Below are 13,318 nucleotides of genomic sequence, written 5' to 3' on the forward strand. Positions count from 1 at the left end.
GAGCCGAATCTCAGATTCGAACTGAGGACCCCGAGATTACAAATCACGTGCTCTGGCCAACTGAGCTAATTCGGCAGTATTTAACAAACCCTTTCTCGACCGAGAGCTTCAAAAACTACTCTAAAAACAGGCTTTTCGATGCTCCTTTCGCTTAAGCCTTGACTAATCAGAGACTTGTCCAAAAAGGGTTTGCAAATGTATAAATATTTTTAATTAATTCACAGGAATTGATTTTTTTTTTGAAATTATTTTTCTTTCAGTTTTTCCTTGAATTTAGTAAGCTGGCGACGTATTGCATCGGTTGACAAATCGATTGCTTCTTCAAATGTGTCGGCTTCCTTTTTGGCAAACAAATATCCTTTGGAGGGAATAGACAATTTCAGTTCAGCCATCTTATTATCGACGGTTTCCGGTTTCACTACTTTCAGCGTTAATTCTGCGGATATGACACCTTCGAAAAAGGTATCCAATTTATTTATCTTTTTACTAGCGAAATCTACCAACTTTTGGTCTGGTGTAAAATGAACGGCATTCAAATTAATGTTCATAATTTTTCCTCCTCTAAAAATTTAGGCTCTTGGATGAGCTTGTTTATATATACTTTGAAGTTTATCCGTGGTTGTATGGGTGTAAACCTGCGTTGCAGCAAGATTACTATGGCCCAACAACTCCTTAACGGCATTTAAATCGGCCCCATGATTTAACAAATGCGTCGCAAAACTATGACGCAATACATGGGGACTCTTTTTCTCCAATGTTGTTACCAGTGCAAGATACTTTTTCACCACACGATAAACCAATTTTTCGTAGACCTTTTTTCCTTTCGAGGTTAAAAAAAATGGTTGCTCACTAGAACCAAAGTTTGCATCCCGAATCAAAATATATTCTTCAAATAATGAATTTAAACTTCGGGGGTATGGAACGATTCGCTCTTTATTGTTCTTTCCAAGCACTTTAACCAGATGCTCGCTAAAAAAAATCTGACTTTGCCTCAGATTAACTAACTCTGAAAGTCGAATACCGGTGCCATAAAACAAGCTCAGGATTAATTTATCCCTCACCCCTTCAAAGTCGGATTGAAAATAACCATCATCCAATAAATGATGAAGGCTGTTCTCATCGACAAAAACGGGGAGCTTCTTGGGCACCTTCGGCAAAATAACACCGTCAGCCGGACTAATACCAATTACTTCCTGGCGAAGCAAGTATCTGAAAAAGGACTTAAGTGACGTAATTTTACGTGTTACGGTTTTCGCCGCAATTCCCTGCTCCATCAACTCAACCATCCAGCTACGAATTAGTTTCGCATCAATCGTCTGAACATCAAAATCCCCGACCGTTTTGAAAACAAACTCTTCAAACTGATCGAGGTCTTTTCTGTATGCTACAAGGGTGTTCTTCGAACACCTTTTCTCGAATTTCAAATATTTCAGAAATGATTCCCGGTAGGACATTAAACAAAGTCTTTACATTGCATCAGGAATCGGCTAAAATAAATTAGTCTTCTTCGCGCTGCATTTGTTCAATATAGATAGCCTTTTTAATCTCAGCTCTTCTTTCTACTGAAGGCTTCGTGAAGGCCTGTCTTCCACGTAACTCTTTAATCACGCCAGTTTTCTCAAACTTTCTTTTAAATCTCTTAAGGGCTCTTTCGATATTTTCGCCTTCTTTAACAGGAATAACGATCATATTATTATATTTTTAACTGTTTAAATTTCGAGCCGCAAATATATGTATTCTATGACATTAATCAAATTTATAATTGAAAAATAAAAAGATAAAACCCTCAATTCCTTTAAAACTTACTAAAACAAACAAATACACTTAGTTTTTAGTTCTCAAATAAGGTGAGATTCGCGGAAAATCCACCTCGCTGATTACTTCTTTTTCGCATAAAATTTGAAGCTCATTCACAAATCCATTCTCAGAACGGAAACGAACCAACGCTTTGGCAAGCTCATATGAAATGTAAGGATGCCTGGCTAAATCTTCAGCAGAAGCAAAATTTACATTAATTTGTACGACTCGCGTTGAATCTAATTTAAGATACGGAAGAATGTTTTCAATGGTTTCCGGTTTAAGTCCATAAACATCGTGGAGCTGATCCAAACCCCAGAAGCCTCCCAAGAGCTGCCGGTACTTCACAATACGCACCGAAAGAACCTCCCCGATTCCGCGAAGCTCTTTCAACTCATCAGCAGTAGCTGCATTAATTTCTATAGGCTCAACCCTTGTTTCAGGCTTTGGTGTTACCGGCAATTGCACCGGACGCTCCTGAGGCCTCTCCTTTTCAACTTCAGGGGCCAAACGAACCTCGCGAGACTCGGCAATATGAATGTAAGGCTGAATGGTATCAAAAATTGAGTCGGTCATTCCATAAATCTTTCGAAAATCAGCAGCTTCATAAAAACGTCCGCCCTTGGAACGATAATTCAAGAGATTCCTTTTCACATAAAAAGGCAACTGAAGACTATCCAACTTTATACTGTCAATTGCATTGGGATCGAATGAGAAAAGATATCCCTCAGCAGATTTTTCACCCCTCCGTTCCTGCTCTTCAAGCAATGCAATAAGTTTTTGAAACTTATCAGGATCAATTTTACCGGGTTTCTCAAAATAAAAAATCAAGTGATTGGCGACTAAAATCAAGCCAATAAGCACCACTAAAACAACCAGCCCAATGCGCTCATTTTTTGTAAAAGAAAAATATTCCCGAATAATTTGCTGAAATCTCACAATTCAAGTCTTTAAGTGCCAGCCAACAAACAATTGACTGATTAACAAAAACACTTTAAAAATTACAACAAAAACTTCGAAATAAAAACACGAAGACTCCCAATACCTCCTACCAATGAAAAGAAAATGGCTATCCTATAAGCGAATCAGGCCAATTTGCTGAAGAAAAACCAAAGCAATAGCAATGGGGGCAATAAACTTCACAATCATTATGAAAGCCGGAAAATAAACGACTTTTAAGCGCCCTTCGTTTGATAACTCTGCCTTGGCCTTATTCCGTCCTAAGAACCAGCCAACAAAAACAACAATAAGCAGGCCGCCCAAAGGCAATAAGATATTTGCAGAAATAAAATCAAGCAGCGAAAACACATTCATTCCAAACAGCTCCACATTCTTCATGGCGCCCCAGGATAAAGTGCACATGATGCCAACTACTGACACCGAACCAGTAGCCAGCCAAGTTGCTTTCTTGCGACTCAGCTTCAACTCTTCAACAAAATAAGCCACAATAACTTCCAATACTGAAATTGTAGAGGTTAAGGCTGCAACACCCAACAGCAAGAAGAAAAGCAATGAAAAGACGTAGCCGCCGGCCATTTGCTGAAAAATATTGGGAAGCGTAATATACACCAGTCCTTCTCCCGAGCCAGGCTCGATGCCAAAAGCAAACACAGCCGGAAAAATGGCCACACCTGCCAAGATTGCAATCATCGTGTCGGCCACTGCAACAGAGAAGCTAATGCTCCCTAGGGTTTCCTTTTTTGAGACATATGAAGAATAGGTAATCAACGTGCCCATACCAATACTCAAAGAGAAAAAGGCCTGCCCCAGAGCCTCCAGAACGGTTCGGGCCGTAATTTTCGAAAAGTCGGGTTTAAATAAAAACTCCAACCCTCCGGTTGCACCCTCCAAAGTAACCGAGCGGATACATAAAACGACAAGAATCACCAATAAAACGGGCATCAAAATCTTGGTGTATTTTTCGATGCCATTCTTCACTCCCGCAATAATCACCAAGGCTGTCATAGCCATAAAGACAAAAAACCAAAGTAGTGGGCGCCAACTTTCGCTTCTAAAATCAGTAAACATTGAGGACAGTTCGGCCGAAGACTTACCCGCAAAACCATTAGCAAACGATTGATAGATATACTCCAACGTCCATCCTGCAACGGCCGTGTAAAAAGATAAAATCATAAATGCAGCTACCACACCCATCACGCCAACCAAATACCAGGGCTTTCCCGGAGCTAAAACCTTAAAAGCTCCAAAAGCATTCCGCTGGGAGCTACGCCCGATTATAAACTCAGATAACATAACCGGCAACCCAATGGCTAAAACAAAAGCCAGGTAGATGATTAAAAAAGCGCCACCGCCATTTTCACCAACCACATACGGGAAACGCCAAATGTTTCCTAATCCAATAGCAGAACCTGCGGTTGCAGCGATCACGCCAAATTTGCTCCCAAATGAATCACGGGTATTCAGTATTTCAGACATACTCTCTAAGTTTTAATTTAACACAATTCGCTGCGTTTTGCTTCTAGTTCCTCTCTTTAAGGGCGCAAAAATGCAAAATATTTCCCTTTCCTTCAAAAAAAACATCCTTAGAGATAGATAGATATGTGTGAAAAATAAAAAAGGCCCTTCAGTAACTGAAGGGCCTTTTTTATAAATTTATGCCGGAATTAGTTTCTTCCGATGCAGTTCAAATCTTCAAATGCAATTTTCAAACGTGCAATCTCAGCTTCTTCACCTTTACGTACCCAAACCCGAGGGTCATAGTACTTTTTGTTAGGCTTGTCAGCTCCTTCTGGGTTACCAATCTGACCTTGCAGGTATGGACGGTTAGCGGCTTCGAAAGCACGAACACCATCCCAGTAAGCCCACTGAGTATCGGTATCAATATTCATTTTGATTACACCGTAAGAAATAGCTTCGCGGATTTCTTCCAAGCTTGAACCTGATCCACCGTGGAATACAAAGTTTACTGGTTTTTCACCTAAACCTAATTTTTCAGAAATGTATTTTTGAGAAGCATCCAGGATAGATGGCTTCAATACAACATTACCTGGTTTGTACACACCATGTACATTACCAAATGAAGCAGCAATTGTGAAGTTAGGAGAAACTTCGCTCAATTGTTCGTAAGCATAGCATACTTCTTCTGGTTGCGTGTAAAGCAGTGAGTTATCAACATCTGAATTGTCAACACCATCTTCTTCACCACCGGTAATACCCAATTCGATTTCAAGGGTCATACCAATTTTGCTCATTCTTTTCAGGTAATCTTTACAGATTGCGATATTCTCTTCCAATGGCTCTTCTGAAAGGTCAAGCATGTGCGAAGAGAACAAAGGTTTTCCAGTTTCTTCGAAGTGCTTTTCACCTGCATCTAAAAGACCGTCAATCCAAGGCAATAATTTTTTGGCAGCGTGGTCTGTGTGTAAAACAACTCTTACACCATAAGCTTCGGCCAACAAGTGAATTGTTTTTGCACCAGCAACAGCACCAGCAACCTGAGCTTGTTGTCCATCCAGTTTCAAACCTTTACCGGCGTAGAACTGTGCACCACCATTAGAGAATTGGATGATTACAGGAGAATCAACATCTTTTGCAGCTTCCATTACAGCGTTGATCGTACTTGAAGAAGTAACGTTAACAGCAGGCAATGCAAACTGATTTTCTTTTGCCACTTTGAAAAGATAGTTTAAGTCTTCTCCAGTTACAACACCTGGCTTGATGTTATCAAAAAGTTTTTCGCTCATAGCTCGTATTTTATTAAGTAAATTAAACGGGATTATTCCTCTTTGAGATCCAATAATTTGATCGGGTGCAAATTTACGAATAAAAAACAAAAAATAATCGCAACCAACATTAAATGCAGGTTAAAACGGATATCCAATAGCAAAGCTGAGATTAAAATGCTCTGCCGAAAGGGGGTAGTTGCCAATAATCAGCCTTTTTCCTTCCTCAAGCGATGGATCACGTAATTTCATCCCCAGGTCTAACCTGAAAACAAAATAGGTAAAATCGAATCTCAGCCCCATACCGGTACCAACGGCGATCTGCTTGTAAAACTGATCCAGTTTGAATTGCGCTCCCGGGCGGTTGTCTTTTTCGTTGATTGCCCATATATTCCCGGCATCCAGGAAAAAAGCCCCTTCAACACGCCAAACAAACCGATAACGATACTCCAGGTTGGCCTCCAGTTTAATATCGGACGACTGATTGGGGTAAGCACCTACAGGCGCCTTGTAAGTTCCGGGTCCGAGGGATCGAACCTGCCAGGCTCGGATTCCGTTGGCCCCTCCGGTAAAATACTTTTTCTCAAAAGGAAGAACATCAAAGTTACCATAAGGCAAGCCAATACCCGCAAACGCACGCCCAACAACCGAATTATACTTATCAATCATATAGCCATACCGGTATTCAAAATCAGCCTTCAGGTATTGCGCATAGCGCGTTCCCCAAACTTCATGATAATTGGATACCTGCCCGGTAATGGTATCGGTAAAACTCGCTTTCGGACGGTTAAAAGCCGCCGAATACAAAGACAAGGCATTTCCCGCAGCTTCAAAAGACCATTTAAAGTAGCGGTAATGATCCCGGCGTTTCAGGTTTTGAGTATTATCAACCTGCGTGTAGTTCATGGCAAAAATAAGGTGATCGGTAAAACTACTTTTGATGTACAGGTCCCTGATTGAATTCAAAAATTCATCATTAAACTCATAAAGGTTCACATAGTTAAAATCGACAATACTCAGAAAATGATTTTTCGTTTGAGATGTCTTCCAATTGTATCCATATCTGAAATTGGTAATGGTACGTGTATAATCCGGACGTCGCTGATAGTTGTACCCCAAGGTCAGATTGGTTTGAGGAACCTGATAACCAAACAAACGCCCTTGCTTTATCGGACTCAAAAACTTTGGAATTGACAAAGACCCTTCTATCCCAAGTTCACGGGTATTAAAATCAAGCTTACTGTTTTTAATCAGAGTCTGTTGGCGCTCAATAGCACCTTTTAAATTTAGGTTAAATATTTCAGCGCCCCGAAACACATTCCGGTGCTGGTAATTGAAGTTTCCGGCCACCCCAAGGTTTCCCGAAGAGTTGGTACCATCGAGATCCACAGAGAAGCCCTGCCTCGGAAGTGGCGACAACTGGAAATTGCAATCCAGCATTCCAATTGAGTCATTCCCCATTTTTTCCACTTCATCAAAATTGAGGTTGACAACCCGAAACTGTCTTAACTGAACCAATGACCGATATGTCTGCTCCACATTCTTTTGCGAATAATACAAACTATCTTCCATCCGGTTGACATTATAAAACAGCTCCGGCTTATACTTCATTTTTCCTTTGTAGTAAAAAGTGTAAGGAAAGTTGCGAAGGGTGTCTGGCTCCAAAACCGGCTGACGCGAACTTAACTGAGAGGGCACAAAGTCGGGGGTTACATGAAACGAACGGATCATAAACTTCCGATGCGGCTGAACCGAATCAACTTCCTGTTCCAAATCATCATCGGTCACCACAACAACCAAATCAACCTGACGGCTTTGCAGCGCACTGTCGGCCTCATATGAAATATGCTCTTCGGTAAAATTATAATAGCCATAATCCTTAAGCCGATTAGCAATTCGCTTACGTTCGGCATTCAACACATCCACATCAAAAACAGAACCGCGACCAACTAGCTGCCTGACCGTATCGGCCAACACCAAGGCACTAACCGCCGGATCATCGAACCGGTAAGTGTAATTTCGGATACGGTAAGGTTGCCCGGTTTCTATCGAATAAACGACATCGACCTTCTGACGCTTCTCTCTAAAGGCAACCTGATCTTCAATTGAAGCATCGTAGTACCCTTTGTTCCGAAGATAAAGCTCCAACTGTTCCTTAGACCGCTGGGTCATATATTCGTCATAGATCACAGGAGCTTCACCAATGCGCTTAAACCACCCTTCAGTTTTTTTCGCAGAAGACAAATTATAAAGTCCCAGGTGGAACTTGATAAAACCAAGAATTTTAAGATTTTCCTTTTGCCTGATCTGAGCCTTTAACTCTTCATTATTGATCGATCGATTATCAATTTCAATATCGATGTCATTCAGCAGGTATTCTCCTTGCGGAACAAATTTGGTTGAAGAACAAGAAAAGCACATGATGGCAATACACAGACCAACCCCTATTTTAAACAGCTTTTCTTTTCTCATTTTTATACCTTCTCTGGGAATTTCAACAAAAATAAACACTATCGGACGCAAACAAATCGATTAGGGTGTTTATTTTTACAAATTGTTTGCCAAATACCATGCTAAGTAAAAATAAAATAAAATTTATCCAGTCGTTGAACCGGAAAAAAACACGCGAAAAAGAAGGTGTTTTTTTAGTAGAAGGAAACAAACTTGTACTGGAAGCCATCGCCTCCCCTTTTCGGGTAAGACTCTTAATAGGTACTGCTAAGTTTTTTGAATCACATCAACTCTCTTCCAACGTAGCTGACGAACAGATCGAATGCACTTCGGATGAAATCCGCAAAGCCAGCTTACAGCAAGCCCCACAGCAAGCAATTGCTGTGGTTGAAATGCCCTCCCCCCAGTTTAGCCTAACCCAGCTCAATGAAGAATTTTCATTGGCACTTGATTTCATTCAAGACCCCGGCAACTTGGGGACAATCATCCGGATTGCCGACTGGTTTGGTATCAGAAACCTGATTTGCTCGACCAATACCGCAGATTGTTTCAACCCCAAGGTCATTCAATCGAGCATGGGCGCCATTTTTCGTGTGCAGGTTCACTACCTCGACCTGGAAAAACTGCTCATCGAAGCAAAGCAGTCGCAATTACCCGTTTATGGCACCTTCCTGGAAGGTGAAAACATATACACTTCTGAGCTAACTCCTCATGGCATCCTGATATTGGGCAACGAAGGCAACGGCATTTCACCCGAGGTTGAGAAATTGGTTCAGCAAAAACTGCACATCCCTTCATTTGCTTTGGGCACTGAAGGTTCCGAATCGCTCAATGTAGCCAGCGCTGCCTCCATTTGTTGTTCGGAGTTCAAGCGCAGAACCTATTAAATCAGACGGATATATCCAGTCAAAATCGAATACAAACAGGAGCAACGGTATCCATTACTCCTGTAGGATAACAAAAAAAGCTCATCGCAGGCTACTTTGCAGTAACCATTCGATGAGCTTTCTCTTTTGGTGGGAACAGTTAATTAATTCCGCTTTTCAAACTCCTCCAAAGCCCGATCCAGAAAATCCACAAAATTGTCCGGATTCAAATCATAGGCTTTCGGGTCAACCAACAATTCGCCATTAGTGTCGGTCAGCACATAGTAAGGCTGAGCATTCACGCCAAATCGTGTAATCTGGAAATCGGCATATTTCTTACCCAAAGTCTTTTTAACTTTTCCGTCGTAGCTTGAAGTTACCCATTCACTTTCAGGCAGCTTCGATTTGTCATCAACATAGAGCGCAATAATTACAAACTCATTCTGAAGTCGGGACAACACCCGTGGGTCAGACCACACTGCAGCTTCCATCTCCCGGCAATTAACACATCCATGCCCGGTAAAGTCAATAAAGACCGGTTTATTCAGCGCCTTGGCACAAGCCAGTCCTTGCTCGTAATCAAAGTAGCCATTCAATCCATGAGGTAGGTGCAGGAATTCACCAAACTTAGGATCCTCGCACTGCTCGTGTGCTTCATTAAAACCAATACTGGTTCCGGAAGAACTCACCAGGCGCACCTCGTCGCGAATAATCTCATGCAAGTCAAAGTCGTGCGTACTTTGCGGAGGCATATAACCGGCCAACGCTTTCAATGGCGCACCAAACATTCCGGGAATTAAATATATCACAAAGGAGAATGAAGCGATTGCCATCATCAAACGCGGAACAGAAATAAATTTCAAATCACTGTCATGCGAAAACTTCAATTTCCCAAGCAGGTAAAGCCCCAACAAGGTGAAAATCACAATCCAAATAGCCAGATACACTTCCCGGTCAAGGATTCCCCAGTGATAAGTCTGATCGGCAATACTCAGGAATTTCAATCCCAGCGCCAATTCCAGAAATCCCAGCACTACTTTAACCGAATTAAGCCATCCGCCCGACTTGGGCAAATTACTCAACCAGCCCGGGAAAAGTGCAAACAAGGTAAATGGCAAGGCAAAAGCCAAGGCAAATCCAAACATCCCCACAATGGGTTTCAATACTGCACCACCAGCCGACTCAACCAAAATTGCTCCAACAATTGGGCCCGTGCAGGAGAAGGAAACCAGCACCAGCGTTAAAGCCATAAAGAAAGATCCCAAAAAGCCTCCTTTGTCTACTTGCTTGTCCGAGCGGTTTACCAACCAACTTGGCATGACAATTTCAAACATGCCGAAAAAGGAAAAAGCAAACAGCACAAAAATGACAAAGAATAGGATATTTGGAAGCCAGTGAGTGCTTAACCAGTTGGCCGCATCGGGACCAAAAAGAACAGCCACCAAGGTTCCGACAACTGTATAAATTGCAATGATGGAAAACCCATAAAAAGCAGCATAAAGTCGCGACTTGATTTTAGACTCACCACTGTGCATAAAGAAAGAAACCGTCATCGGAATCATCGGAAAAACACAAGGTGTAAGAATTGCGGCCAGACCAGCCAGGAAAGAGAAAAAGAAAAACAGCCACAGAGTTTCTGTCGAACCTTCTTTCCCTTTATCGGTCAATACCCGGGTCGTTTTTTCGCCCTTATCCATCGTTTCCGGCTGAACGCCCTGATCTGCCCCGGCACCATTTAGCGCAAAGGAAAAGTCAGCCTCGGTGGGGGGCAAACAGGTTTCATCGTCACAACACATAAACTCAACATACCCTTCAATTGTCACAGGATCTGAAGTTTTCAGGCGAATAACTTGAACAAACTCTACCTGATCACTAAAATAGCGCAAATCCATCTGAAAGGTCTTGTCAAACTTTTCAGTTGGCGCTGGATTCTTCTTTAAATCTCCCACAAACTCGAACTGCGAGGTGTCCGCATAATTTATCGAAGTAGCTACCGGACCGCCATCGGGCAAGTCCGTGTCATACAAATGCCAGGTATCTTCGATAGTCGCTTTAAAGATAAGCTGAACCTCTTTACCATCCTGTTTCGAATCAAACGACCATTTTACCGGCTCCAGGATTTGCGAAAACCCCTGAATGGCAAACAAGAGCAAGAGCGATGTAAGGCAATGTTTTAGTATTTTCATTGTTAACCAATTTCTTTAATATTTTATTTTGATATGAACACAAATATAAGCAGGAAATGCTGGTTCCGGAAATGACATTCAATCATTTAAAGCCAGCGACATCACAAACGGTTATTTAAACATTTCAATATCAATATATTTGAATACTTGTTATAAAACCGCAATGATTGTTAACGTTTTTAAACAAAAAAAATCCCGAATCTACAATCCGGGATTTTTTATTTAAAGAATAATCTCTTCTAAATTATCGTCATAAAAATGGTATTCCAGAAAACTATAGGCATTCACACCTTCAATAGTTATTCGTTTGAAATACTTAAATGACCACTTTCGTTTGATGGAATTAATTCCCTTCGTTAAAAAAGCGGCTACATACGGATGAACTTTCAGCGTCAGACTTTTCTTATTCAAGTCCTTAAATATGTAATTCACTTTGCTGCTTAATTCATCGGTAAAGAGAATGGTCGGCGTAATTTTTCCAGTGCCTTTACATGTGGGACAAACTTCAGCAGTTTCCACATGCTCTTCAGGTCTTACCCGCTGACGGGTGATCTGCATCAAACAGAACTTACTTAATGGAAGTATGTTGTGTTTGGTACGATCAGCGCCCATCGCCTCTTTCATACGTTCAAAAACCTTTTGTCGGTTTGCGGCTTCATGCATGTCGATAAAATCGATCACGATGATGCCTCCCATATCTCTCAACCTCAACTGTCGTGCAACTTCCTCAGCTGCTGCCAAATTAACTTCCAGTGCATTGGTTTCCTGATCTACGCCTGCTTTTGAGCGATTGCCGCTGTTAACGTCAATCACGTGGAAAGCCTCGGTGTGCTCAATGATCAGATACGCTCCGTTTTTAAACGAAACGGTTTTACCAAATGATGCTTTTACTTGCTTGTCGACCCCGTAATAATCGAAAATCGGTTGTCCACCCGTATAGGTCTTTACAATTTTCTTCTTTTCAGGGGCAATCGTGGCAATGTAATCGGCTACATCTTCTGCCACAGCAGCATCATTTACGATGATACTGTTAAACGTTGGGGTATAAATATCTCTAAGTAAAGCTGTGGTCCGGTCTATTTCTCCAACAATCAAAGCCGGGGCGGTGGCTTTTTTTAACTTTTGGAAAGTGGTTTCAAACTTGGCTACCAGTCGTTTCAGTTCCTGGTCGAGTTCAGCAACTCGTTTACCTTCAGCCACCGTTCGGACAATCACACCATATTTCTTTGGCTTAATACTTTGAATTAGTCTTTTCAGCCTGTTTTTTTCTTCGGTTGAGCTAATCTTTTGCGAAACACTCACTTTGTCGCTAAAAGGCATCAACACTAAATTTCGTCCAGCAATTGAAAGCTCGGAGGTCAGCCGGGGTCCTTTGGTTGAAATTGGCTCCTTGGCTATTTGAACCAGAATGTTCTGGCCTGCTTGCAATACTTCTGTTACTTTTCCCTCCTTGTTGATATCTGGTAAGGAGTGAATTTTTGAGAGTGAAGAAATACGGTTCTTTTTGGAACTGGCAATTTTCATGAACTTATTCAAAGTTGAAAATTGAGGTCCCATGTCGAGATAATGCAAAAATGCATCTTTTTCATAACCAACGTCGATGAATGCAGCGTTCAAGCTCGGCATAATTTTTTTCACCTTGGCTAAATAAATATCGCCAACGGCAAATTTTGCTCCGCTTTTTTCCCTGGTAAGTTCAACTAAGCGTTTATTTTCTAATAAGGCAATAACGACTTCAGAGGGAGAGACATCAATAATTAGATCGCTACTCACAACGTTATTAAAATTTGATTTATAATGTAACTGTTCACATTAGTTAATAAACGGATTAAACCTAAGGCGCCATGCGCCTTAGGTTTAACCAAGATTTTTCTTTTATAGCTATTGCTAAAAAAAGCGTAAGACTATTTCTTTTTCTTGTGTCTGTTCTTACGTAGTCTCTTTTTACGCTTATGCGTAGACATCTTGTGTCTTTTTCTTTTTTTTCCGCTTGGCATAATGTTTTATTTTACTTGGTCTTTAACTTGAGCAACAAACGTTTTCGCAGGCTTGAAAGCTGGAATGAAGTGCTCTGGAATAATAATTGTTGTATTTTTTGAAATATTGCGTGCTGTTTTCTCTGCTCTCTTTTTCACGATAAAGCTGCCAAATCCCCGAAGATACACATTTTTTCCTTCAGTCAATGAATCTTTTACAGTTTCCATAAAAGCTTCTACAGTTTTTTGAACCGTTACTTTCTCGATTCCCGTGTTCTTGCTAATTTCATTAACAATATCTGCTTTAGTCATCTCTTAAAATATTTAGTTTTCAATAAATTATATATTCACATGTTTCG

The 13,318-nt window shown here is 41.1% G+C and carries 11 protein-coding genes and 1 tRNA gene; 1 reads left to right on the forward strand and 11 read right to left on the reverse strand.

Annotated elements, in window-relative coordinates; genetic code table 11:
- Position 1 precedes the first annotated feature (1 nt).
- The 8 genes from ACRD6K_RS11370 to tamL form a co-directional block, all read right to left on the reverse strand.
- Positions 2-75, reverse strand: a tRNA-Thr gene (locus tag ACRD6K_RS11370).
- Positions 76-245: 170 nt separating this feature from the next.
- Entirely contained in the window at positions 246-548 is a 303-nt protein-coding gene (gene hpf / locus ACRD6K_RS11375; protein WP_299579150.1) for a ribosome hibernation-promoting factor, HPF/YfiA family, read from the reverse strand.
- A 21-nt stretch (positions 549-569) separates the two neighbouring features.
- A complete protein-coding gene (locus ACRD6K_RS11380) occupies positions 570-1,454 on the reverse strand; it encodes a tyrosine-type recombinase/integrase (protein WP_430973353.1) in 885 nt (294 codons plus the stop codon).
- 43 nt (positions 1,455-1,497) lie between these two features.
- Positions 1,498-1,689, reverse strand: a complete 192-nt coding sequence (gene rpsU / locus ACRD6K_RS11385; RefSeq protein ID WP_299579154.1) for a 30S ribosomal protein S21 — start codon at positions 1,687-1,689, stop codon at positions 1,498-1,500.
- Between the two features lie 135 nt (positions 1,690-1,824).
- The gene (locus tag ACRD6K_RS11390) at positions 1,825-2,736 is read right to left on the reverse strand and encodes a helix-hairpin-helix domain-containing protein (protein ID WP_430973354.1); all 912 of its coding nucleotides are present in this window, start codon (positions 2,734-2,736) and stop codon (positions 1,825-1,827) included.
- 135 nt (positions 2,737-2,871) lie between these two features.
- Positions 2,872-4,233 carry a sodium-dependent transporter gene (locus tag ACRD6K_RS11395; protein ID WP_430973355.1) on the reverse strand — a complete coding sequence of 454 codons (1,362 nt, stop codon included), beginning with the start codon at positions 4,231-4,233 and terminating at the stop codon, positions 2,872-2,874.
- Positions 4,234-4,421: 188 nt separating this feature from the next.
- Positions 4,422-5,501 carry a class II fructose-bisphosphate aldolase gene (gene fbaA, locus ACRD6K_RS11400; protein WP_299579160.1) on the reverse strand — a complete coding sequence of 360 codons (1,080 nt, stop codon included), beginning with the start codon at positions 5,499-5,501 and terminating at the stop codon, positions 4,422-4,424.
- Positions 5,502-5,621: 120 nt separating this feature from the next.
- Positions 5,622-7,952 carry a translocation and assembly module lipoprotein TamL gene (gene tamL, locus ACRD6K_RS11405; RefSeq protein WP_430973356.1) on the reverse strand — a complete coding sequence of 777 codons (2,331 nt, stop codon included), beginning with the start codon at positions 7,950-7,952 and terminating at the stop codon, positions 5,622-5,624.
- Between the two features lie 98 nt (positions 7,953-8,050).
- On the opposite strand from tamL, the gene ACRD6K_RS11410 reads away from it, so the two are divergent.
- Complete coding sequence (locus tag ACRD6K_RS11410; protein ID WP_430973357.1) at positions 8,051-8,818, forward strand: TrmH family RNA methyltransferase; 768 nt, start codon at positions 8,051-8,053, stop codon at positions 8,816-8,818.
- A 143-nt stretch (positions 8,819-8,961) separates the two neighbouring features.
- Here the strand turns inward: ACRD6K_RS11410 and ACRD6K_RS11415 are convergent, their stop codons facing one another.
- The 3 genes from ACRD6K_RS11415 to ACRD6K_RS11425 form a co-directional block, all read right to left on the reverse strand.
- Entirely contained in the window at positions 8,962-10,983 is a 2,022-nt protein-coding gene (locus ACRD6K_RS11415; protein WP_430973358.1) for a protein-disulfide reductase DsbD family protein, read from the reverse strand.
- A gap of 222 nt (positions 10,984-11,205) precedes the next feature.
- Positions 11,206-12,756, reverse strand: a complete 1,551-nt coding sequence (locus tag ACRD6K_RS11420) for an Rne/Rng family ribonuclease (RefSeq protein ID WP_299579170.1) — start codon at positions 12,754-12,756, stop codon at positions 11,206-11,208.
- 230 nt (positions 12,757-12,986) lie between these two features.
- Complete coding sequence (locus ACRD6K_RS11425; RefSeq protein WP_299579173.1) at positions 12,987-13,271, reverse strand: HU family DNA-binding protein; 285 nt, start codon at positions 13,269-13,271, stop codon at positions 12,987-12,989.
- Positions 13,272-13,318 lie beyond the last annotated feature (47 nt).

It is taken from the genome of Sunxiuqinia rutila (genome assembly GCF_050589705.1).
In the GTDB taxonomy this organism is placed as follows: Bacteria; Bacteroidota; Bacteroidia; order Bacteroidales; family Prolixibacteraceae; genus Sunxiuqinia; species Sunxiuqinia rutila.